General features: G+C 43.3%; 16 protein-coding genes. 5 read left to right on the forward strand and 11 right to left on the reverse strand.

Annotation, left to right across the window (positions count from 1 at the left end; all coding sequences use genetic code 11):
- The first annotated feature begins 2 nt into the window (after positions 1 to 2).
- Positions 3 to 1043, forward strand: a complete 1041-nt coding sequence (locus OQ279_RS06145; RefSeq protein WP_266068973.1) for a UDP-glucose--hexose-1-phosphate uridylyltransferase — start codon at positions 3 to 5, stop codon at positions 1041 to 1043.
- A gap of 122 nt (positions 1044 to 1165) precedes the next feature.
- Here OQ279_RS06145 and OQ279_RS06150 read toward each other — a convergent pair whose 3' ends face one another.
- The 8 genes from OQ279_RS06150 to OQ279_RS06185 all read right to left on the reverse strand — a co-directional run bounded on the left by OQ279_RS06150 (position 1166) and on the right by OQ279_RS06185 (position 13057).
- The gene (locus OQ279_RS06150) at positions 1166 to 2842 is read right to left on the reverse strand and encodes a sodium/sugar symporter (protein WP_266068974.1); all 1677 of its coding nucleotides are present in this window, start codon (positions 2840 to 2842) and stop codon (positions 1166 to 1168) included.
- 119 nt (positions 2843 to 2961) lie between these two features.
- Complete coding sequence (locus tag OQ279_RS06155) at positions 2962 to 3942, reverse strand: aldose epimerase family protein (RefSeq protein ID WP_266068975.1); 981 nt, start codon at positions 3940 to 3942, stop codon at positions 2962 to 2964.
- The gene (locus tag OQ279_RS06160) at positions 3939 to 5771 is read right to left on the reverse strand and encodes a DUF885 domain-containing protein (protein ID WP_266068977.1); all 1833 of its coding nucleotides are present in this window, start codon (positions 5769 to 5771) and stop codon (positions 3939 to 3941) included. The genes OQ279_RS06155 and OQ279_RS06160 overlap by 4 nt, the downstream gene beginning before the upstream one ends.
- 120 nt (positions 5772 to 5891) lie before the next feature.
- Positions 5892 to 7760 carry a CocE/NonD family hydrolase gene (locus OQ279_RS06165; RefSeq protein ID WP_266068978.1) on the reverse strand — a complete coding sequence of 623 codons (1869 nt, stop codon included), beginning with the start codon at positions 7758 to 7760 and terminating at the stop codon, positions 5892 to 5894.
- Positions 7761 to 7826: 66 nt separating this feature from the next.
- Positions 7827 to 9836 carry a protein-disulfide reductase DsbD family protein gene (locus OQ279_RS06170; RefSeq protein WP_266068979.1) on the reverse strand — a complete coding sequence of 670 codons (2010 nt, stop codon included), beginning with the start codon at positions 9834 to 9836 and terminating at the stop codon, positions 7827 to 7829.
- Positions 9833 to 11176, reverse strand: a complete 1344-nt coding sequence (gene tilS, locus OQ279_RS06175) for a tRNA lysidine(34) synthetase TilS (RefSeq protein WP_306419747.1) — start codon at positions 11174 to 11176, stop codon at positions 9833 to 9835. The genes OQ279_RS06170 and tilS overlap by 4 nt, the downstream gene beginning before the upstream one ends.
- Before the next feature lie 25 nt (positions 11177 to 11201).
- Positions 11202 to 12512 (reverse strand): anthranilate synthase component I family protein, encoded by a 1311-nt coding sequence (locus OQ279_RS06180; RefSeq protein WP_370866503.1) that lies wholly within the window; start codon positions 12510 to 12512, stop codon positions 11202 to 11204.
- Positions 12509 to 13057, reverse strand: a complete 549-nt coding sequence (locus OQ279_RS06185; protein ID WP_266068980.1) for an NADPH-dependent FMN reductase — start codon at positions 13055 to 13057, stop codon at positions 12509 to 12511. Before OQ279_RS06185 ends, OQ279_RS06180 begins: the two co-directional genes overlap by 4 nt.
- Positions 13058 to 13181: 124 nt before the next feature.
- Between OQ279_RS06185 and OQ279_RS06190 the strand changes: the two genes are divergently transcribed.
- The 3 genes from OQ279_RS06190 (at position 13182) to OQ279_RS06200 (ending at position 18955) form a co-directional block, all read left to right on the forward strand.
- A complete protein-coding gene (locus OQ279_RS06190) occupies positions 13182 to 14531 on the forward strand; it encodes a DEAD/DEAH box helicase (RefSeq protein WP_266068981.1) in 1350 nt (449 codons plus the stop codon).
- A gap of 416 nt (positions 14532 to 14947) precedes the next feature.
- On the forward strand, positions 14948 to 17311 hold the full coding sequence (locus OQ279_RS06195) for a PAS domain-containing sensor histidine kinase (RefSeq protein ID WP_266068982.1): 2364 nt from the start codon (positions 14948 to 14950) through the stop codon (positions 17309 to 17311).
- A 111-nt stretch (positions 17312 to 17422) separates the two neighbouring features.
- Positions 17423 to 18955 (forward strand): GH3 auxin-responsive promoter family protein, encoded by a 1533-nt coding sequence (locus tag OQ279_RS06200; RefSeq protein WP_266068983.1) that lies wholly within the window; start codon positions 17423 to 17425, stop codon positions 18953 to 18955.
- Here the strand turns inward: OQ279_RS06200 and OQ279_RS06205 are convergent.
- Positions 18952 to 19515 carry a TlpA family protein disulfide reductase gene (locus OQ279_RS06205; protein ID WP_266068984.1) on the reverse strand — a complete coding sequence of 188 codons (564 nt, stop codon included), beginning with the start codon at positions 19513 to 19515 and terminating at the stop codon, positions 18952 to 18954. The genes OQ279_RS06200 and OQ279_RS06205 overlap by 4 nt on opposite strands.
- A gap of 126 nt (positions 19516 to 19641) precedes the next feature.
- Here OQ279_RS06205 and OQ279_RS06210 point away from each other — a divergent pair, with 126 nt between their 5' ends.
- A complete protein-coding gene (locus tag OQ279_RS06210) occupies positions 19642 to 21828 on the forward strand; it encodes a M3 family metallopeptidase (RefSeq protein WP_266068985.1) in 2187 nt (728 codons plus the stop codon).
- Between the two features lie 55 nt (positions 21829 to 21883).
- Here the strand turns inward: OQ279_RS06210 and OQ279_RS06215 are convergent, their stop codons facing one another.
- On the reverse strand, positions 21884 to 23317 hold the full coding sequence (locus OQ279_RS06215; RefSeq protein WP_266068986.1) for a phytoene desaturase family protein: 1434 nt from the start codon (positions 23315 to 23317) through the stop codon (positions 21884 to 21886).
- On the reverse strand, positions 23317 to 24186 hold the full coding sequence (locus tag OQ279_RS06220) for an SDR family oxidoreductase (RefSeq protein ID WP_266068987.1): 870 nt from the start codon (positions 24184 to 24186) through the stop codon (positions 23317 to 23319). The genes OQ279_RS06215 and OQ279_RS06220 overlap by 1 nt, the downstream gene beginning before the upstream one ends.
- Between the last annotated feature and the right edge of the window lie 17 nt (positions 24187 to 24203).

Consider the following 24203-nt stretch of genomic DNA (forward strand, 5'->3'; position numbering starts at 1 on the left):
TCATGTCTGAAGATTTCAATACTCATCCTCACAAAAGGTATAATATTCTAACAGGAGAATGGATCCTGGTGTCTCCCCACCGCACCAAAAGGCCCTGGCAGGGGCGACTTGAAAAAGTGGCTGAAGAAAAAAGGCCTTCTTATGACGCCGACTGCTTTCTTTGCCCCGGAAATAAAAGGGCTAGCGGAGACACGAATCCAGAGTATGTTGAGCCATATACTTTTAGAAACGACTTTTCTGCATTATTGCCGGGAGGCCCACAGGAAGACTTTGAAGATGGATTGTTAAAGGCAAGTTCTGAAACAGGCCTTTGCCGGGTAGTTTGTTTTTCCCCCGATCATTCCCTCACGCTGCCCGTAATGGAGACAGAAGATATCATTAAGGTTGTACAAAAATGGAAAGAAGAATATGCCGATTTGGGTAACATGGAAGATATTAATCACGTTATGATCTTCGAGAACAAAGGCGACATGATGGGGTGTAGCAATCCGCACCCACACGGGCAAATATGGGCACAGCTTTCTGTTCCGGTAGAAGTACAAAAAAAGACCGAACATCAGAAAAAATACTGGGAACGCAATAAGAGAAGCCTTTTAGGAGATTACCTTGAGCAGGAATTAAAATTAGAAGAAAGGATCGTCATTAAAAATGAACATTTTGTTGCCCTTGTGCCCTACTGGGCAATTTGGCCTTACGAAACCATGATCATCCCGCGGCGGCAAATGCAACATATTGGCCAGCTTACTGCGGAAGAGGAAAAAGCTTATGCAGAGATCCTGAAACAGCTCACCATAAAATACGACAACCTGTTTCAAACCTCTTTCCCCTATTCTTCGGGAATCCATCAACAGCCCACAAACAACAGCGATTATCCCGAATGGCATTTCCACATGTCTTTCTATCCCCCGCTGTTAAGGTCTAAAACAGTGAAGAAATTCATGGTGGGATATGAGCTTTTTGCCAGCCCGCAGAGGGACATCACTGCTGAACAGGCTGCAGAAACTCTTAGGGAACTTCCAGACCAACATTACACGCTGGAATAAGGTGTCAAAAATGCCATTTTTGAAACCCTCTTCAGCTTTATTCATATAAATTTCTGAAGCCGTCCAAATAAAAAAAGACCATCATTTGACGGTCTTTTTTTATTAAAAACTTCCGAAGAGATCTACCAGAAAATTGCGTACAACATTGTTACGATCAATAAGATCGCAAAAGCACCAATATTAAAGGCCGGCCCTGTCTTAAAGAGGCTTTTGCTAATAATTATCGCTTTTGGATGCGTTGCACCTTTATTCTCAACATAGCTAAACAACATCATAATCGCCATGGTAAGTATCCAGGTGATAAACATTTGGTGCATAAATGGCAATTCCACGAAAATCGGACTATCAATCCATCCTGAAGGACCTACTTTAAAATAGAGGGCGATAGGAATAGAAGCCAGCACCCCAAAAATAGCTGCATTGTTGGTCGTTTTTTTCCAGAACAAGCCCAGCATGAACACGGCCAGGATTCCCGGGCTAACCACCCCTGTGTACTCCTGAATATATTGAAAAACCTGTCCTAAACTTCTAAGTTGTGGCGCCAGTAACACAGCAATGACAAGGGCAAGGGTAGCTGAAAGCCTTCCTACAGTTACGAGTCGTTTTTCAGAAGCTCCTTTTTGTATGTAAGGTTTATAGATATCCATCGTAAAGATAGTTGCAGTCGAGTTAAGCATAGAGGCAATTGAAGAAACTATGGCCGCCGCAAGAGCTGCCAATACAAGCCCTTTTAATCCAATTGGCACGAATTCTTTAATCAGCCACGGGAAAGCGTTGTCATTAATGATCCTGCCACCTTCAGCAACAAAAGAAGGATCTGTAAATTCTGGTCCAAAAGCTCCGCCGGGGCCGGTGTTCATCACATAAGCGATGATTCCCGGTACAACCACGATCAACGGAATTAAAAGTTTCAGAAACCCTGCAAGAATAATCCCTTTTTGAGACTCCCGCAAACTCTTGGCGGCAAGGGTCCTTTGAATAATATACTGGTTAAAGCCCCAGTAGTAAAGGTTTGCTACCCACATCCCTCCAAGAAGAACGGCCAAACCAGGAAGATCCCACCAGGCATCTTTTCCGCCAGGGGTAATGATCTCTCCTTTTTCAAGGATCATAGAGAATTTTTCGGGCACCTGTTCGTATATGGTGACAATTCCCGAAATAATTCCGCCATCTTCAGAAACATGAGAAAGACCTATATAAGTAGTGATCAAACCACCCACGATCAAAAGAACCACCTGTACAACATCTGTCCAGGCCACGGCAGCGAGTCCGCCATACAAAGAGTAGGCAGCTGCAAACAGCGCAAGTCCTATAATAGAATACAGGAAGATAGATCCATCTCCCGAACCTACAATAGTATCTAAAGCAGTAGCACCCAGGTAGAGAACCGATGTAAGGTTAACAAATATAAAAAGTGCGATCCAGAAGACCGCAAGGATTGTTTTTAGGTTCGTACTGTACCTTACCTCAATAAATTCAGGAATGGTGTACAGCCCCTTTTCAATAAAAATGGGAAGAAAGTATTTCCCCACAATAATAAGCGTAATAGCCGCCATCCACTCGTATGAAGCAATAGCCAGCCCAATCGCAAAACCGGAACCCGACATTCCAATAAATTGTTCTGCGGAAATGTTGGCCGCAATAAGCGAAGTACCAATAGCCCACCACGGAAGCGACTTACTTGCCAGGAAGTAATCTTCTGAAGTTTTTCCTTTGCCACGGGAGACCCATAGTCCTATCCCAATGATCATCAATGCATAGCAGGCAAAAATTATCTTATCGAGTAATGCAAATTCCATAAAACCAAAAATTAAGGAGAATTAGTGATCGCAGGCCACCACCACGCAGGTCGGGGCCTACTAAAATTTTGTTAAATATAAGAGATTAGCAAAAATAAAGGTAAGTTATACAGTTAAAGTTATGAACCGGTTATAAACTTCCATTTGGTGGTATTCTCATAAGTTTCTCCCGGACTTAATCTTACAGATGGAAAATGGGAATGATGCGGGGCATCTGGAAATTTTTGGGTCTCAAGACAAACTGCAGCACGTTCAGATCCCACCTCTGTAGAATATTCCCAATCTGTAGGCAGATCTTCGGGAACATAGACCACCACAGCCGGCTGATTGGTTTCCACCTCCAGTTTTATTCCCGATTTGTCTCCTTTCAGAAAGATCTTTTCTGCATTTTCGTTCAATTGATACACGGTATCTAACGGCACCTCTCCTATTAATGCTACCTCTCTGAAATCAAATTCGGTACCCGTCACACCGGTCATCTTTCCTGTGGGCACCAGTTGCGCATCGGGCTCGAGAAATGCATCTGCAGGGATTTGGAGCCGGTGGCCATTCACATCTCCACGACCATTCAGGTTAAAATATGCGTGGTTGGTAATATTCACCACAGTGCCTTTATCTGTTGTGGCCGAATACGCTATACTTACCTCATTTTCTTCTGTAAGCGTGTATTTAACCCGAACTGTGAGATTTCCGGGGTAGCCCTCTTCCCCATCAGGAGAAAAATATTCCAGCACCACGTATGGATTATGCTCTTCTCCCTGTTCTATGAGTTTCCAGAATTTATAAGAAAATCCGAAGTTACCTCCGTGAAGGTGAACGCCATTCTTTTCGTGAAGTTTATAGGTTTTTCCATCAAGGGTGAATTGCCCTTTCGAGATTCTGCCGGCATAGCGACCCACTGTCGCTCCAAAGTATTTCCCTTGCTGGTGGTAGGCCTCAGAGAGGTAATCTTCCGGGCGGGAAGGCCCTACAATAACATTTGTACCATTTATTTTTAAACTGAAGATCGTAGCTCCAAAATTGAGGATTTCCAGTTCTGTTCCTGTTTGATTTTTAAGCCTTAAGAGCATTAACTCTTCGGCCGTGTCTTTTGTTTTCAAGCTTTTTTATTATTAACCCATTCTACAACCAGTTCTTCAAGTATATTCAATGGAACAGATCCGTTGGTAAGGACTACCTCATGAAACTCCCGAATATCAAAATCTTCTTCCAGCTCCTTCTTCGCATATTCCCGCAATTCCAGGATCTTGTTCATTCCAATTTTATAGGCAGTAGCCTGCCCCGGCATTACTATGTGCCGCTCTACCATTTTTACCGCATCACTTTCGGCGTTGGGGGAATTTTGAACATAATAATCTATAGCCTCATCACGTGTCCATTTTTTAGAATGAATTCCGGTGTCAACAACCAGTCTGATAGATCTCCAGAGTTCCATAGCCAGTCTTCCGAAGTCGGAATAAGGATCTTCGTAGAAACCTATTTCTTTCGGCACCAATTCACTGTAAAGGCCCCAGCCTTCAACGTAGGCTCCATAACCTCCCAATTTCCTGAACATCGGCAAACTGTCCAGTTCCTGGGCAATGGCAAGCTGCATGTGGTGCCCGGGTATGCCCTCGTGATAGGCAAGCGCTTCCAGCTGATAGGTGGGCATAGCCTCCATATCATATAGATTGGCGTAATAAGTTCCCGGGCGGGAACCGTCTATTGCCGGCTGCTGATAAAATGCCTTCCCTGCACTTTTCTCCCTGAAAGGTTCAACGGCCTTCACCACAATATCTGCTTCGGGTTGCGTTAAAAACAGCTCGTCGAGATGCCCTTTCATTTTATTAATGGCCGCTTTGGCTTCGGCTAAATACTGCTGCCTGCCTTCTTCTGAATTTTCATAGTAAAACTGGTCATCCTCACGCATAAACTGGAAAAAATCCTTCAGGCTGCCGTCAAAACCCACCTGCTTCATAATATCTTCCATTTCTTTATGAATACGCGCCACCTCACTAAGGCCAATTTCGTGAATCTCTTCAGCAGATAAATCGGTAGTGGTAGTCCTTTTCAATGCATTCTCATAAAAGGCTTTTCCCTTCGGAAATTTCCACGCACCATGATCGGCTGTAGCGCGCTGTTGCTGATCCTTTAGCTTTGCAATCAGGTTTTCGTAAGCCGGTTTAACTGAAGTGAGCAGGGCTTCCTGAGCCTCCAGGATCAATTTATCTTTTTGAGCATCTGGAACCTCCAGCTTTTCCACTTTACTGCGAAAATCTTCTAAAAGTGTACTTGCTTCAGCCGATTTCTCAAAAGGGCGACCCTGCAATAGGTTTTGGGAAGCCTCCACCGTTTGGGCAAACACAAAGGCCGGCGGCATAATCTGGTTCATTTCCCGTAGTTCGAGCCCTTTTATAACATCGTCTATTACTGCAGGTATCTTGTTGAGCCGGGCAATGTAGGCTTTTGCATCACTAACCGAATCTATCTTATGCATATTGATCAAAAATGCCGGTAACTGCGCATGGACGCCAAACATTTGATTCACCGGGTAGTTGTAGAGCCTAAAATCGTAATCTTCAATCTCGTTTTCCAGTTGTTGACGGTAAAGCTTATAGCTAAGTGCCGCCTGCCCTTCAAGAGCTTCAGGATTTATTTCATCTTTCAGAAAATCGAGCCTTTGCCTTGCCTTTTTAAGATCATCGGCGTAGCGCAAGTGCGAAAAATCGTCCCAGGAATCATAATTTGTTTTTATTCCGAGGCGGGTTTGCAGCATGGGAGAATCGGCAAGATCTTTCTGAAATTCCTCCTCAAAAAAGAGATTTAATTGTGCTGTTTCCTGCTGAATTTCTTCCGAAGTGATCTCTGTTTCTTCTGAAGCATTCCTGCAGGCAGAAAAGGCCAGAATAATGACAGGTAAAAGCAGGGTTTTGATGATTTTGATCTTCATGGGCACTATAATTTGATCCTGAAAATTGAATGTTGAAAATAGTAAATAAACTGCAATCCTGCAGCGGCACAGTCAAAGAAAAAGAGATGTCAAAAATGGCATTTTTGACACCTCAGTATTCTATTCCAGCACCGAGAAAATAATCTGGGAATCGTGGAAGACTTTGTGTTCCTGCTTTTGAAAATCCTCTTCTTCGGCTTCAAAAATATTGTCTACGTAGGTCTGCGGATTAAGGTCGATTAACGGAAACCAGCTGCTTTGCACCTGAATTTGCAATTTATGACCTTTTTTGAAGGTGTGGTGCACATCCTGAAGTTGCAGGTTTACTTGCGTCTTCTTGTTAGGTTCAAAAGGTTCAGGATTGGAGAAACTGTTTCTAAACCTGCCTCTTATAACTTCGCTGCGAACCATCATGTGGTAATTGCTCATAGAGAGATAATCCTGTGTTTCTTCGAAATCTTCGGCATCGGGCGGAAAAACATCAACAACTTTCACAATCCAATCAGCTGCTGTTCCTGTAGTCGCCACCTGCAATTTTGCCAGCACTTCTCCGGCCAAAGTGAAGTCTTCCTCTAAAACTTCAGTTTCATAAACCAGCACATCGGGCCTGCGTGCTGCAAAACGCTGATCATCGGTCATGTACTTCCGCGGAGTAAAGACCATTTTGATATCTTCAGAATAAGGCACCGGTTTATTGGGGTCGCTAATGAATGTTTCGGCACCAGAGGCAACAGCAGGAACAGCTACAGGCCCTGCAATTAGCTGCTGATCATCACCCAGGTAAAAGGCCTTCTTTTTTGCCATTTTTGGAGGCCAGGCTTCATAGGTTTTCCATTCCATCAAGCCAGTATCGAACATGTAAGCTTCAGGAAGCGCAAGATGTTCATCAGCCTCTCCTTTTAAAAAGTGGTTAAAAAAGAGGGTCTCCACTTCCTTTTGATAATTTTCAGAAATATTATCGCCAAAATACACATTACCAATAGCCTGCCGATCTTTTTTACGAGCCCAGTCACCGTGGCTCCAGGGCCCCATTACAAGCATATTATAAGTATCGCCGTTCTTCTCTATGGTCTCATAAATATTGAACGGCCCGTAAAGATCTTCGGCATCAAATAAGCCGCCAACAACCATTACTGCAGGTTTAATATCCTTTAAATGTTGTACAATTCCGCGTTTTTGCCAAAACTCGTCGTAATTAGGGTGCTCCTTAAGCTGTTGCCAGAAAACATTGTCTTCTCCGTAATATTTATCGAGATTTTTAAGAGGCCCCGCATCGAGGAAAAACTGGTATTGATCTTTGGTATTGAGCTCGGGAAAAGAATACCAGGCAGTATCGCTGGGGGTGCTTTTTTCATATCCAAAAACAGCCGTAGCCCGCCAGTAGCTCAACATATAGGCACCATTGTGGTGAAAATCATCAAAAAAGAAATCCCCGATAGAAGCCTGTGGCGAAACCGCTTTTATCGCCGGATGATTGGCCAAAAGGGAATAAGTGGTGTAAAAACCGGGATAGGAAATACCCCAGAGACCCACGCGTCCGTTGTTGTTCTTTACATTCTTCACCAGCCATTCTACAGTGTCATAAGTATCGCTGGCTTCATCAAACTGTTTTCCTTTTTTCTTCGGAATAAAAGCCCGCATATTGTCGTACACGCCTTCGCTCATCCACCTGCCGCGCACATCCTGGTATACGAAAATATTCCCCTGTTTCATCAAATATTCGTTGGGGCCTAACTGTGACCGGAACTGCCCTTTTCCATACGGCCTTGAGCTATATGGTGTGCGGGTCATAAGAATTGGATACTCCTTTGAAGTATCTTTTGGGGAAAAGATGGTGGTATGAAGCTTTGTACCATCTCTCATAGGAATGACCACCTCCTTTTTGGTGTAGTGGTCTTTGACTTCATATTGGGTTGCGGTTTGTGCTAATCCATGGCTGCTAACCAGCACAAACAGCACCGGCAGGAAATAAATTTTGAAAAATTTCATCTGTAAGCTAAGTTTTGAAGTCCCTAAAGATAGAAATTCCTTTCAAAAACCTGCTGCCGGTAAACTTTACTGGGCGTTAAATTCTTCTACACCTTCATTTAACCAGCTTGCAAACTCTTCTGAATTTGGCGTATATCCAACCGGTTGATTGAGCATGTTCATGTTGTGATCGAGCAAAACATAGAACGGCTGGGAGTTATTCCGGAAGTTAAGTGTTTGAAAAGTAGCCCATTTGTCTCCTATGGTTTCTATTTTCTTAATGCCTCCTGTAGGCTTCTGATAGTTAAACTTTTGATCTTCGGGCAGCTCTTTGCGGTCATCTACATAAAGGGAAATGAGCACAAATTCATCCTGCATAAGATCAAAAACCTGGGGGTCACTCCAAACCTGCTCCTCCATTTTTCGGCAGTTCACACAGGCCCAGCCGGTAAAATCGAGAAGTATGGGTTTATTTTCAGCTTTTGCCGCCGCAACGCCTTCATCAAAATCTTTGTAAGCTTTTAAACCTAAAGGCCCTTCGGTTTCTTTTTCGTAGACGCTGTAAAATAAAGGTGGCGGGAAACCGCTAAGCAACTTAAGGTTGGCTGCAGGCGTGTTGGTGAGGCCGGGCACGAGGTAGACCACAAAAGCGAGGGTTGCAATACCCAGCAGCAATCTTCCCTTACCCAATTTCGATTTTGGCCCATCATGAGGAAAGCGCAGCACTCCAAAGAGATAGAGCAGTAAACCGATGCCTACAACGATCCAGATGCCAATGAAAATTTCCCTTTTTAGAAGCCCCCAGTGTTGCACCAGGTCGGCATTGGAAAGGAACTTGAATGCAAGTGCCAGTTCGATGAAACCGAGCACAACTTTTACTGAATTTAACCAGCCACCGCTTTTTGGCAGCGAATTGAGCCAGTTGGGAAAAAGTGCAAACAATGCAAACGGAAGCGCCAGGGCCAGCCCAAAGCCTCCCATCCCGAAAGATAACTGGATTGCACCACCATCGGTAGTAAGGGAACTTCCCAGCAGAGATCCTAAAATGGGTCCTGTACAGGAGAAAGATACCAGCGCCAGGGTAAGCGCCATAAAGAAAACACCTATAACCCCTCCAAAGCTGGAAGCCTTGTCGTCCATTTTGTTGCTCCAGGAACTGGGCAGGGTGATCTCGTAATACCCAAAAAATGAAAAAGCAAAAAATATAAAGATCACAAAGAAAATAATGTTCAATGTGGTGTTGGTAGAAATGTTGTTGAGGATGCCGGGGTCAAGCGAATCGAGCAGGTGGAACGGCAAACTGAGCAATAGGTAAATAAGGAAAATAAATACGCCATACATGATTGCATTAACAAGTCCTTTTCTGCGGGTTTTTGCACCTTTGGTAAAGAAGGAAACGGTCAACGGAATCATAGGAAACACACAGGGCGTGAGCAATGCGATAAGGCCACCAATGAAACCCAGGAAAAAAATAGTGGTGTAATTATGCCCTTTTTCATCAGCAATATCTACTCCGCCCACACCTTTTACATCAATATGCAAAGCTTCGGTAAGCCGCTGATCTTTATCTGAAACCTCAAGATCTGTAAAACCTTCTTCTACCTGATTCTCTCCTATGTTGAAAGTAAACCGCTCTGTTTCGGGCGGAAGACATTTTTCATCGTCACAAACCGAAAAGTAAACTTCCGCAGTGATCAACAGATCAGTTGAGTCCAGCACTTTGATCTTTTGTTTGAAAACAGCTTCCCCTTCAAAGTACGTAATGTCGGCTTCAAACACCGCATCATATAGCGCAGGAACATCGGGCTCAACGGTAGGCCCCACGAGCTCATATTTTCCGGGAGCTTCAGAAAAAGTAAAAGCTGTAGGAATAGGTGCAATGTCAATCTTCACTTCCTCTTGGGAATAGAGGTGCCAGCCGGGTTCCAAAAATGCCGAAAATACGAGCTGGTATATTGAATCGTTCTCCTGCTCTACCCTGGCCTCCCATTCAATAGGGTCTTCCATGCCCTGCCCCAGGTTATTGGGGTCAAAGATCTGGGCTTCAGCATTAAAAAAACTTAAAAAGAAAACAATTAAAAGAATCGGTAATCTCATGGTGTGTAACTTAATCTCAGAATTTCCTGTGTACTGTCTTCAACAGCAAAGCGTGCATCGGCACGGTAGTTTATTACCCAAACAATTTCCTGCCCCGAACACAGCAACCAGCAATTTTCTTTTTGTGGCAAAGATAACTTCTCATCTTTGAAAAACTTGCTTATTTTTTTCTTCCCTTTCATCCCAAACGGATAAAAATAATCGCCCTGCTGCCACTTTCTTACAGTGAGGGGAAATTGCAGCTTGTCCCGATCAAGAAAGATGACGCTAGCATCGCTTTTTTCGAGCTCTTCTGCCGGTTCAAACTGAAAAGTACCCATGGGCAGCATCACCACTTCTTCATCTTCTTTGATGGTATAGATCTTATCTTCCAGCGGGGAAACAACGGTGAGCAGTAAATCTTCCCGCCCCCTTATAAGCCTGTGGGTTTTTGAGTAGACGATTTTTCCGGGTTGTGACTCCAGCAGGCCGTGCACATCCTCCCATTCGGTAAAGCCAAAAGACTTAAAAAGTTCGTACATCACAGCTTTTGTACTGGGAAGGGCCTGCAGCAATTTAACCTTAAAAGAATACCCATACTCTTCCTGCTTTGCCACCTTCGGAAAAATCACCGAAACATAATCTTCAATAAGCTGGGAACTTTGTTGCAGATGACTTCGGGTTTTTGCGAAACTCTCCAATAACTGCGGATTCATTTCCAGCAACGTAGGGATCACCTCCAGCCGAACTTTGTTCCTGAAGTATTTGGTAGATGCATTGCTGCTGTCTTCACGCCACTGAAGCTCCTGCCCACGGGCATATTTTTCTATTTCCTCCCGCGAGAAAGGCAACAACGGCCGAATAACACAATCATTAACATCTGGAATTCCTGTGAGGCCTTCCAGCCCTGTTCCTCTTATAAGGTTGATGAGAACAGTTTCAAGATTGTCATTGGCGTGATGGGCTGTGAAAATATAGTCAAACTGCAATGTTTCGCGCAGCTCCCTAAACCAATTGTACCTTAGCTCCCTTGCCGCCATTTGAATGGAAATTTTCTTCCCGGCAGCATAAGCTTCAGTTTCAAAACCTTCAATAAAAATTTCAGTTTCCAACGCATCTGCAAGTTCCAGAACAAAAGATTCGTCGCCTTCGCTCTCTTCTCCCCGCAGGTTAAAATTACAGTGGGCAAGAGCTATGTCAAGACCTGCCTGCCGGCACAAATGGGCCAGCACCACACTGTCTACACCGCCACTCACGGCAAGAAGTATCTTGCGTGTAAGGGTTTTAGAAAACTGTTCCTCAAGGTGTTTTTTGAACTTTGACAGCATAGGCTCAAAGATATCAAAATGGATGGGTTGCAATACTCTTTTTTCTGAAGAATTCCCTTTAATCGTGCTCCTCCAGCACCTTTTTTAATGCTGCCGCTTTTACCAGGCATTCTTCATATTCATTTTCGGGGATAGAACGCGACGTGATGGCGCTACCTACCGAAAAAGACACGTATTTAGAAGCCTGATTATATAAAATACTGCGGATAACCACGTTAAAATCAAAATCGCCTGCAGGATCAAAATATCCTACCGCCCCGCTATACAGGCCACGCCTCGTTTCTTCCAGCTCTTCAATGATCTCCATGGCCGAGATCTTGGGAGCACCCGTCATACTCCCCATAGGAAAAGTAGTGCGCAGCACCTCAACTGCAGGTATACCTTCCTCCAGCCTTGCTTTTACAGTAGATATCATTTGGTGCACCTGCCTAAAGCTGTACACCCTGCAAAGTTCGGTTACCTCAACACTGCCTTTTTTTGCTGTTTTTGAAAGGTCATTGCGAACCAGATCTACAATCATGATATTTTCTGACCTTTCTTTAGGATCTCTTTCAAGCTGCAGGGCAAGTTCTTTATCTTTTTCGGGATCAAAAAGGGCTCTGGGCGCAGTTCCTTTTATGGGCTGGGAAATTAATTGGTCACCTTTCTTCTGAAGGTATCTTTCGGGGGAAGCTGATAGCAAATAATGATCGTTATTTCTGAAAAATGTGGCAAAAGGAGGTTTGGAAATATCATTTAAGGCTGAAAATTTCAGAAATGGATCAAAAATGGCACTTTCAGCATAGAATTCCTGACAAAAATTGGCTTCATAGATATCTCCCCGCTGAATATGCCCCAACATTTCCTGAACTTTCAGGAAATAAGCCTCTTTTGAGATTCGGGGACTTAGCCTGATCTCATTTTTCACCACCGGAAAAATTCCCTCCTGAAAATGCCCTTTTTGAAGGATCTGTTCCAGGTCTTCTTCCAGCTCATCATCTACTAACCCGAGATAATTCAACTCGAGTTCATTTGCTTTCAGAGTAATGATCTTCTTCGGCTGAAAAAAGAACAATTCAGGAAAAAAAAGCCAGTCGTGGTTGTTGCTCTTCAGGTGTTCCACGTCATTTTTGAGATCATAAGTGAGATATCCAAAAATCCAGTCGGCAGTGGTTTCCTGGTATTCCTTAAGCTTGTCAAAAGCTTCCGAAGCATCGGTTTGAATGGCTGTAAAGGCATCTACGGCGAGTAAAGCCTCAAAATTCGAGTAGCCGTCTTTATGTTCATTGCTGTCTAACCACACCACTTCATTGTACTGGCGGGCCCAGTGCAACAGCGCCTTTTTAATGGGAAAATCTTTGTCAAATTTGACCTTTTTGGATATCCTCACTCCGCTGCTTCCTTAATATTTTGAGAAAAAGAAGTGATCACATCAATGATGCCCAGGTCGAAAATCTCATTGACCACAACGCCTTTTTCGGAATCAAAATTTTCGTAGAACTGCGGCAGGCTGAAGCTCTCTACCACTTCACCTCCAAAACGCGGAAACTGGTTCTTGCAGTATTCTAAAGCCGAGGCACCACCGCGCTTGCCCGGTGAGGTACTCATTAAAAGTATCTTCTTGCCGCCGAGAAAATTCTTTTCAACCCGTGACAGCCAGTCGATAATATTCTTGAAAAACCCTGAAACATTGGAGTTGTACTCATTCACTGCTATAATTAGAGCAGGAGCCTCAACAATTTTCTTATAAATAAACTTGACGTTTTCGGGGAAGCCTTCTTTTTCCTTTACAATGCTGTAAAGAGGAATATCCAGCTTGTTAAGCTCGAGCACCTCTACCTGATGATCTGAAATTCGCCGGGTTACATTGAGAATTAACTGGTGATTGATAGATGTTGGGCTGCTGGAGCCGGCAAAAGCCAGGATCTTTGTCATAGTAGTAAAATTAGCAGTCAAAAATACAAAATAGGCCGGGAAGAAATAAAGATAGCCTTAGCTTAAACAAAACCCATAGGCTTTCAATAAATTAAGTTTAACTTTGCCCCTTAAATTTTACTGCGTGACTTTTCAGGACCTCAACCTTACTACTCCCTTATTAAATGCACTTGAAGATCAAAAGATCTCTACTCCTACGCCTATCCAGGAGCAATCTTTACCTGTAATTCTCTCGGGAAGGGATATGGTGGGAATTGCCCAGACAGGTACGGGAAAAACCCTTGCATACCTTCTTCCCCTTTTAAAGACCCTAAAATATTCTGAACAAAAGAACCCGAGGATCCTCATTCTGGTACCCACGCGGGAACTTGTGGTGCAGGTAGCAGAAGAACTTGAAAAGCTTACCAAGTACATAAACACGCGCATTCTTGGTATTTACGGTGGCACCAACATCAATACTCAAAAACAACTGGTAGCTCAGGGATTGGATATTTTGGTCGCCACACCGGGTAGACTTTATGATCTTGCCATTAACCGCGACCTGCAGTTAAAATCTGTTCAAAAGCTGGTGATAGATGAAGTTGATGTGATGCTTGATTTGGGCTTTAGGTTCCAGCTGACGAATATTTTAGAGCTGCTCCCGGCCAACAGGCAAAACATTATGTTCTCGGCCACCATGACGGCCGATGTAGAGAAACTGATTCAGGAAAACTTTAAAAATCCCGAAACTGTATCGGTAGCCGCCAGTGGTGCCCCGCTGGAAAACATCAACCAGGAAGGCTTTGAAGTCCCAAACTTTTACACCAAGGTGAATCTGCTGAAACACCTGCTGGCCGATAAAGAAACTTTCCACAAGGTGCTCATTTTTGCTGGGAACAAAAGAATAGCCGATCGGCTTTTTCAAAACCTCGATCCTCTTTTCCCCGAAGAATGTACCGTGATCCATTCCAACAAGACCCAGAACTACCGTTTGAGGAGCATAAGGCAGTTTGGAGACGGATTTTGCCGCATACTCGTAGCTACAGACGTTATGGCACGAGGTCTCGATATTGAACAGGTGAGCCACGTCATTAACTTTGATACTCCTGCCTACCCCGAAAATTACATACACCGCATTGGCCGTACAGGAAGGGCCGAAAAAGAAGGACACGCCATACTTTTCACAACTCCTTCGGAAACAGAAGATCTTGAGAAGATAGAATCTTTGATGGACCTGAAGATCTCTTTTCAACCTTTGCCCGATGCTGTGGAAGTATCTACAGAACTTATTCCGGAAGAACAGCCTAAATCTGATGAAATTTACAATCCGAATAAATCTTCAGATGAAGATCAACCGGGCCCTGCTTTTCACGACAAAAAGGATAAGAACAAAAAAGTGAACTTAGGCGGATCCTATCGCCGGGAGATCAAGAAAAAGTACAAAAAGCCAAAGACCCGCGGCGACAAAAACTACAACCGTAAGAAGAAAAAATAGACCCGATTCTACATTTTTAATGGTCCTGTTTTAAGATAAGATTTTCTTAATAATTAGTTAAGCCACTGTAAGATTATCCAGGGAAGATCTCCGGATACCCTGCACCTTTAATCCAAAAAATTTGACGTTTATCTTCTTTAAGAGAGGACATTTAACTTATTGTAAACTACCAAGTAACATGCTACACCTCCCCTATTGATGCAGATTTTTACAAACTGAGCAAATAAATTGAAAATTTTTCTGTGAGAAAACACAGTAGGTACGCAGCTTCCGGGAATGTGTAAGATATTTTTTGTAAAAATCTGGTATTGTGATGGTTGAGTTATTAAAAATTTATCCTAATTTTAACTTACTCCCCCTAATAGCCTAATATCGGAATGAGCAGAACGAAAGAACTGCTGTCTAATATTTTTTAGATGCAAAAAACTACTTTTATGCCAGATGAAATTTCTACTGGTGCTGCGCACAGCCTCTCCAGTGCTTTTAATGGGCGTGATAATCAGGAATTTCTTCTGTTTATTTTTTCTGCGGAAGATCTTTCCATTGAGGCAGTAAATTACCGGTTTCTGCAATACTTCAAAGACAGTTCTCCTGTTAAAGAAGACAGCGACAACTTTTACCGGGAAAAGATCCATCCTGAAGATTACCCGTTTTTTTTACAGCTTCTGAAAAAATCTCACCCCCCTTCAAATCCCCAAGAAGGAACAAAGATAATACGGGTAAAATCTGCTTTTGGACACTGGAAAAGTTTTCAATTTGAATTTCGCAAGTATGACGGCTTTAAGGGTCGCAAGGAAAGTTTTATTCTTACCCTTGCCAAACCTGTAGATAATTCCAGCGTTAAGGGAAGAAAAAAACTGGGGCTCGAAAAAGAACAACTGCTGCAGGAAAGCCTTAACCGCTATAGGGTCCTGGTAAATTCATTAGATCAGGGATTTGGAGTGGTTGAAATGATCTTTGACCTGGAAAAGCATCCTATTGATTATCTTTTTGTTGAAGTCAATCCGGCGTTTGAAAAACATACCGGTTTGAGAAACCCGCTGGGCCAAACTATGAGGGAATTTTATCGCGATCATGAGAGCCACTGGTTTAATACTCTTGGGGAAGTTGCTTTTACAGGAAAAGCTGTACGCTTTGAAGATTACGCTGTTGCACATAACCGGTGGTTTGATGTCTACGCCTTCCCCATAGGAAGTTCAAAAAGCAGAAAAGTAGCCTGCCTTTTCTCAGACATTACCCCACGTAAAGAAGCCGAAGAAAAGCTGCAAAGATTAAACGAGGATCTTGAACTAAAGGTAAAAAGCCGCACACATGAGCTGGAGGAAAATAATGAACTGCTCCAAATGGTTTTTGATACAGTAAAACAGGGCATCTTTGTAATGAAACCGCTTTTTGGAGAGAATTATGACATTGTAGATTTTACCCATGTAAGAGTAAATAAGATCATTAACCGCTACTACAACCAACCTCAAATGGTAGGGCGCAGTTTTCTAAAGTATAATCCTGGCGCAACCGAAAAAGGGGTCTTTGAGGCCCTGAAGCAAACGATGCTGACAGGAGAATCTACCGATTTTGAAATCCAAGTTGATCGTAACGGTAAAAATAACTGGTTCCAAATTTCGGGGAGGCGTCAAAAAGGCCTTCTCATCTGTTCCCTTGAAAATATTACAAGGAATAAATTAAAGGCTCAAAAATTAAAGGAAAACAGCAGGTTTAAAAAGCAACTGGTAGAAACTTCACCAGACGTGATAATGATCTTCAACCTGTATACCGAGAAAATAAGATACATCAACAGAGATATATCGGCTGAAGAAGGTATGACTGTGGAGAAAATTGAGGGTATGTCATTACCTGATATCTTCCCGTTAATCCACCCTCAGGACCGGCAGAAAACCCTGGGCTTTCACAGCGGACTTTTAAGAAGCTCTGATGATGATGTGCTAGAAGTAGAGTTCAGGTTAAAAGCACATGAAAAACAATGGGAATGTTATAATGCCCGGGGCAAGGTGTTCATGAGAAATGAAAAAGGAAATGTAGTGGAGTACATTGTTCTCCTCAGAAATGTTCAGGCCCAAAAAATGACACAGCAGGCCTTAATAACTGCCGAGAAACTTTCTATTAAAGGAGAAATAGCGAGAACCCTGGCCCACGAGTTGAGAAACCCACTGGCCAGCATCAACATGTCTGTAGACATACTGGAAAAACTTGGCGGTGAATCGCATACAAAGAACTACACTGACATTATAAAGAGGAGCACCTCGACCTTAAATAATTTGGTGACCGATCTTTTAACGGCATCAAATTACTCGAAGCCTAAAATGAAAAAGTGCTGTTTGGCAAGAACCACAAACAAAGCTTTAAGTCATGCCAAAGATCGTATTTACCTTACAGGGGTTAGTGTATACAAAAAATACCGCGGCACCTACTTTATAAATGCCGACGAGGAGAAGCTTCAAATTGCAATACTGAATATTATTGTTAATGCCAGTGAAGCAATGGTGCCAAATGAGGGTAAACTGACTCTTAGTATTAAGAAAAGAAAAAACACTTACTCCCTTACCATTACAGATAACGGCTGTGGGATGGTGAAGGAACAGCTGGACAGGCTCTTTGAATCTTTTTACACACGAAAACCCGGCGGCATGGGAATTGGACTATGTTCGGTCAAGAACATCCTTGATGATCATGATGCGACAATTGAAGTGCAAAGCGTTCCCAATGAAGGAACCACATTTATACTTACTTTTCCTGTTCATGAAGACGTTAAAAAAGGAAAATAAGCAGGTGAAGTTCAAAAAAAGCGATTATTGTGTATCTTCGGCAATTGTAAAAGAGGGGGATTTCTTTATAAATTCCACAAAGAAAATCATTACAAAAGTTGATCGCAATATATGGGGATAATTGATTCCATAGGGAATCTGGTGATGAAGAGCCGGATCGAAGACTTAGAAAATTCCATTAATAATCCTCATGAGACCCAGCAACGGGTCCTGCAGCAACTTCTGGAAACGACTAAGAACACCTATTACGGAAGGAAATTCCACTTTAAAGATATTCATAATTACCGCCAGTTTGTTGAACAGGTACCGCTTAATAATTACGAAGACCTCCATCCTTATATAGAATTGATCCTAAAAGGGGAAACTAACGTACTTTGGCCTACCCCAATAAAATGGTTCGCCAAATCATCGGGAACCACGGGAGCCACCAGCAAAATGATCCCTGTTTCTACAGAAGGATTAGAGCAGTGTCATTACCAGGGAGGTCGGGATATGCTGGCCTTATACATTCACAACTATCCCGATGCCAGGTTGTTTTCCGGAAAAAACCTGTCAATTGGCGGTAGCCAGGAAGGGAAACAGTCCAGCAACAACAGTCATTATATTGCCAATATCTCGGCCATTGTGATGAAAAACCTTCCATTTTGGGCCCAGTTTGGAAGAACTCCGGGGCTGGAGGTCACTATGATGAATAACTGGGAAGAGAAGATCAAAAAGATCGCTGAAATAACTTCTCACCAACGGGTTACCAGCCTTGCCGGTTCCCCCATGTGGATGTTATTACTGCTCCAGCACATTATCAAAGAGAAAAACATTACCTACATCCAGGATGTATGGCCCGATCTTGAGGTATTTTTTCACGGATCTGTTTCTTTTGCACCATACAGGCCCCTTTTTGAGGAGCTCGACAAAGATAAAAGCCTTAGGTACCTTGAGATCTTTAATGCTACTGAAGGATTTTTTGCACTTCAGGATCAAAAAGATGATCCTTCCCTCCTGCTGATGCTCAACTACGGAATTTTCTATGAGTTTATTCCTGAAAAAGAATTCCTTTCAGAAAACCCGAAGGTAATTCCCCTGAGTGAAGTCGAATTAGGGAAAAATTATTCGATGGTGATAAGTACAAACTCAGGTTTGTGGCGTTATAAAATTGGTGATACAATAAAATTCACCAGCACCAGCCCGTACCGTTTTACCATAAGCGGCCGTACCAAGCACTGTATCAATGTTTTTGGAGAAGATCTTTTTGCTGAACATGCCGAAAAAGCCATTTCACAGGCCTGCCGGGAAACAAGCGCGATTCTCCGCGATTTTACCGCAGCGCCCTATTTTTACGACCGGCGTAAAAAAGGATATCACGAATGGATCATAGAGTTTGTGAGATCTCCCGCAAATATGGAGAATTTTACAGATGTGCTGGACAGGGAATTGGGCAGGTACAATGATGATTATGCTTCAAAGCGGAAGAATGACATCGCCATTGAACGGCCTGTAGTGCGTGAAATGCCCGAAGGTACTTTCTATGAATGGCTAAAACGTAAAAATAAACTGGGTGGGCAGCATAAGGTACCACGCCTCTCCAACAGCCGCGAATTTGTAGAAGAACTTCTCAACATAAGAAGCTCCCTGCAGCAGGAGATTTAATCTTCGGCCAGTAACTGATCAAGCAGCCCTTTAAAACCCGAATCGTTCCAGTTTGCCGATCCTTTTTTGTTTACTGCTATTTTGCCTTTTTTAGAGATCACTATGGTGGTAGGTAAACTGCGTGACTGCAGCTTTTGAGGAGCCATATCAAGAGGCTGATAAACGGGGAGCCTGTAGTGGTTTTTATTTAAGAACTGTTGTAGTTTGGCTGCCTCTTCAGTAGAAACAAAATAGAAATCAACCTTGTCGCCATACTGGTCATACAATTTCTGAAAAGAAGGCATTTCAGCAATACATGGAGGGCACCAGGTTGCCCACAAATTCACCACGGCCACTTTCCCGATACTGCTTTTGAAATTTACCGGCTCTCCATTTAGATCAACGAGGTTCCAATTGTAATTCTCAAGCGTATCGCGCTCATCTTCGGCAATTTTAGAAGGGCTAAACGAGATCATGCGGTTAAGACCCACCTGTATAGGTTTACGAGTTTGGGGAACCAGCAACAAAATGATGAGAATAATGAACAGGATATTAGACCAGTTCTTCTTTAAAAATTCCATTTGGTAAATTCTGATGCATAAAAGTAAGCCGAATTATTTACCTGTCAAAAATGGCATTTTTGAAGCCCCTTGTTTTTTAAGATTATTAGTATCTTGAAGACCGAACAAAAAAAATGATAATTGAAAATGATCCCCACTAAGAAAATAAGTCTTGGATTAATAACAGCCGCGATTATATCGGCTTGTGGCCCGGGTAGTTCTACTGCTCCTGCCACTCCCACCAATTCTGATGAAACAGTACAAAAAACTACTATGAAAAACGATCTTTTACAAGAGTGGACCGGGCCCTATGGCGGGGTGCCCCGGTTTGATGAAATGAAGCTGGAAGATCTTAAACCTGCACTGGAACAGGGAATGGCTTCCCACCTGCAGGAAGTGCTTATGATCTCTGCCAATCCTGCGCCACCAACCTTTGAAAATACCATTTTGGCCATGCAGCAGTCGGGTGAAGCCCTGGACAGGGCCTTTACCTACTACGGAGTTTGGAGCAGCAATATGTCTTCACCTGAATTCAGGGAAATTCAGCAGGAACTGGCACCAAAGATCTCTGAATACTCTTCAAAAATATCCCAAAATAAAGAGCTTTTTGAAAGAATAAAAGCTGTGTATGAGCAGTCGCAGGTAGATCCTCTCCCAGCTCAACAGCAACGTGCGGTACAACTTATGTACGAGGATTTTGCTATGGAAGGCGCAGATCTTAACGAAGCCGACAAAGAGAGATATGCTCAAATCAACAAAGAACTTTCGCGTCTTTACACGCAGTTTAGCAACAATGTTTTAGCCGAAGAAGAAAACTACGTGGTTTATCTTGAAGAAGATCAGCTAAGCGGCCTGCCCGAATCTTTTGTCAAAGCAGCGGCCAAAGCAGCAACCGATCGGGGTAAAGAAGGTAAATATGCCGTACTTAACACCCGCTCTTCTATGGATCCTTTCCTCACCTATTCTGATGAAAGAGAGCTTAGAAAGAAGGTGTGGGACAATTACTATTCCCGTGGTGACAACAATGACGAATATGACAACAAGCAAATTATCAAGGAAATCCTGAAGTTACGCGATGAGCGTGTAGAACTGCTCGGTTTTGAAAATTATGCCCAATGGAGGTTGCAAGACCGCATGGCAAAAACTCCCGAAAGAGCCATGGAGCTTATGGAGGCAGTTTGGCCGGCAGCCCTGGCTCGTGTAGAAGAAGAAGTGGCCGATATGCAGGCAGTGGCCGAAGCTGAAGGAAAAGATATCGTAATAGCCCCGTGGGATTATCGTTATTACGCCGAAAAGGTGAGACAGGAAAAATACGATCTCGAATCGGATGAAGTTAAGCAATACCTCCAGCTCAATAAATTGACAGAAGCGCTCTTCTTTACAGCCGACAGAGTTTTCAATTATAAATTCACCCCTGTACCAAAAGGTACCGTTCCTGTATTTCATGAAGACGTAAAGGTGTGGGAAGTGACCAATAAAGATACCGGTAAACATATTGGCCTCTGGTATCTTGATCCATACGCGCGAAGAGGGAAAAGATCTGGTGCATGGGCTTCTCAATATCGCAGCCATGCCGAAATGGAAGGAAAGGAAGAAACTGTTCTTGCCTCCAACAACTCGAATTTTGTAAAACCTGCGCCGGGAGAACCATCGCTCATTTCGTGGGATGATGCTACCACTTTTTTCCACGAGTTTGGTCATGCCCTGCATTTCTTTTCTTCAGAAGTAAAATATCCTATTTTAAACAGTGGAGTGAGAGATTATACCGAATTCCAGTCTCAGCTGCTGGAAAAATGGTTGTCTACCGATGAAGTGATCAATCGCTTTTTGGTGCATCACGAGACAGGAGAACCTATCCCGCAGGAACTGGTGGAAAAGATCAAAAAAGCTTCCACTTTTAATCAGGGATTTGCAACCACCGAATTCCTTGCTTCTGCTTTGATGGATATGAAGTTGCACACCACAGATCCTTCAGAAATTGATATGGATACTTTCGAAAAAGAGACTCTTGATGAACTCAATATGCCTTCTGAAATTGTAATGAGGCACCGTACGCCCCATTTTGGGCACGTATTCTCGGGCGAAGGTTATGCTACCGGTTATTACGGCTACCTGTGGGCTGATGTTTTAACTTCGGATGCTGCGGAAGCTTTTAGAGAAGCACCGGGCGGATTCTATGATGAAAATGTAGCTGCAAAACTGGTGAAGTATTTATTCGCACCACGTAATGCAATGGATCCGGCTGAAGCTTATCAGCTCTTTAGAGGAAGAGATGCAAATATTGATGCGCTAATGAGAGACAGGGGCTTCCCTGTTCCTTCAACTAAAGAATAGCAACAGGATTTTTCTTAAAAACAAAATAGGCCGGAAATGATTCCGGCCTATTTTATTATAGCAATTCGCTAAAATGATCTTTGAGTGCTTTTTGAGCCGCGTGAAAGCCGCACATACCATGAACGCCACCACCAGGAGGCGTAGATGAAGAACAAATGTACACCCGTGGATCTGGCGTAGCATAAGGAGATATTTTGGCCACAGGCCTCGTGAATAGCTGTGTTATATCCTGTCGTCCTCCATTGATATCCCCTCCCACGAGATTAGGATCAAACTGTTCGAGTGCCACTGTGTTCATCGCCGATCTTTCCAGGATAGTATCTTTAAAACCCGGAGCAGCACGTTCAATTTGATTTTCTATGATCTCTGTATAATCGGTGGTATCGCCGTTGGGGACGTGAATATACGCCCAGGCCGTGTGCTTACCTTCGGGCGCCCGCGTGGAATCAAAAGGGGTATGTTGGGCAACAAGCACATAAGGAGTATCGGTCATTTTTTTGTCGTGAATGCCTTTTTCAGACTCTTCAATTTCCTTCTGAGAAAATCCTAGATGTATAGTTGCGGCTTTTCGGCATTTTTCACTGGTAAAAGGAATAGGTTCACTAAGCGCCCAGTCCATTTTGAAAACACCGGCACCATATTTATAAGCCTCCAGCCGCTTGCGGTAAAGAGAATTAAAATTAAGCCCCTTGATCTTCAGCAGCTGTTTTGGGGTAAGATCAAAGAGATAAGAATACGCATTGGGCAGGTCGCGAATATCGTTTACCAACTGGTCACAGTAGATCTCACCGCCCAGAGATTTATAGTGCTGTACTAGGGCATCAAAGAAATTCCCAGCTCCTCCTTTTGGAAAAGGCCAGTTATATTTATGCGCACTGGTGGTGAGCACCAGTCCAAAAGAAGCCGAGATCAAAGTGTTTAGAGGAAGTGTGGAATGAGCGGCCGAGCCGTAAAAAAACATCTTCGTTTTCTCATTTTTAAAGTATTTATCCGCAATCATTTTTGCTGAAGGCAAAGCTTTGAGTCCGAACTTCATAAATTGCAAAGGATGATCGGGAATGCCCAGTGGCCCCAACAGGTCTTCATTGAGCTTATCCCAATTCTCCAACAAAGGATTGATAAGGTTGAGATAGGCATCCTGATCTTCTCCCAACTGTGCGGCCGTGGCTTGAATATCTTTGTAGCAGGCATAAGCTGTACCATCATCAAAAGGATGAGCATAGGCAACTTCGGGAAAGACCCACTCCAGGCCGTACTGCTGCAGGGGCAGATTCCGGAAGAAAGGAGAGGCCAGCCCCAGGGGCATAATAGCCGAACCTACATCGTGCTTAAAGCCCGGGAGGGTTAACTCCTTTGTTTTAGTGGCACCACCGGGTACCGCTGCCTGCTCAAAAATGGCAGTTTTTAATCCTTTTTGCTGTAATCTTATGGCTGCAGCTATGCCATTGCTTCCGCAACCAATAATTATGGCATCATATTTTTTAGACATTATGGTAAATCTTTTTCCAGGTCGAGGCTGTTGAGATACTCTTCAAAGGTGATTTCACCATTCTTCTCTCCAACCATATCATGAGTAGTTACAAATTTGAAGTAATGAAGTTTAGCCGAAATATCATCATCTACCATTTCGGGAAGAAACATCCCCCATTCAGCGATCTTTTCGGGAACGGGGATCACCTTCCCTCCCACTTTTTCGGCAACCATATCGGCCATTTCCCTGCGGGTATGTATCAAAGGACCTCCCACTTCTTTTAATTCGGGCCCTTCCTGTAAATATTTCACCACAACTTTAGCCAAATCTTTTTGATGGATACTGTTGGTTTTAGCCTCCCCATCACCTACAATGGGAATGACTTTTCTTTTGGCCATTATGGCAAGGTCATGGAGACCCGAATAAAACCCAACCGGTCTTATAATGGTATGATCAAGGCCAGAAGCTTCGAGCGCATCTTCAAACATCTTGTGAGATTTGGCCACTTCATATTCCAGCGCTTTTTCGGCACCTTTAATAGAAACATAAATAAATCGTTTGACACCATTTTTAATGGCATCATCAAGAATATTGGAATTTGCGTAAAAATCATTCTCCACGAATGATTTGCCCCGGTTGGTAAATAAACTAACACTTTTCCCCAGGGTAGAGATCACTATAGAAACATCTTTTGTAATGTCTTTAATCACATCATTACCTTCACTGGCATCGGCTTTCCAAATATCATTCGTATAAGGAGAGACCTCTTCGGCCCCATCTTCAGAATGTACCAGTGCTCTAACATCTTTCCCCTGTTGGTGTAGTAATTTAAGGACTTCAAGCCCCAGGGCACCGGAAGCTCCGGCTAATAGAATTTTCTCCTCCATGACTATAAGCTTTCTTC

The sequence above is a fragment of the Salinimicrobium profundisediminis genome, from assembly GCF_026241755.1.
GTDB classification, from domain to species: Bacteria; Bacteroidota; Bacteroidia; order Flavobacteriales; family Flavobacteriaceae; genus Salinimicrobium; species Salinimicrobium profundisediminis.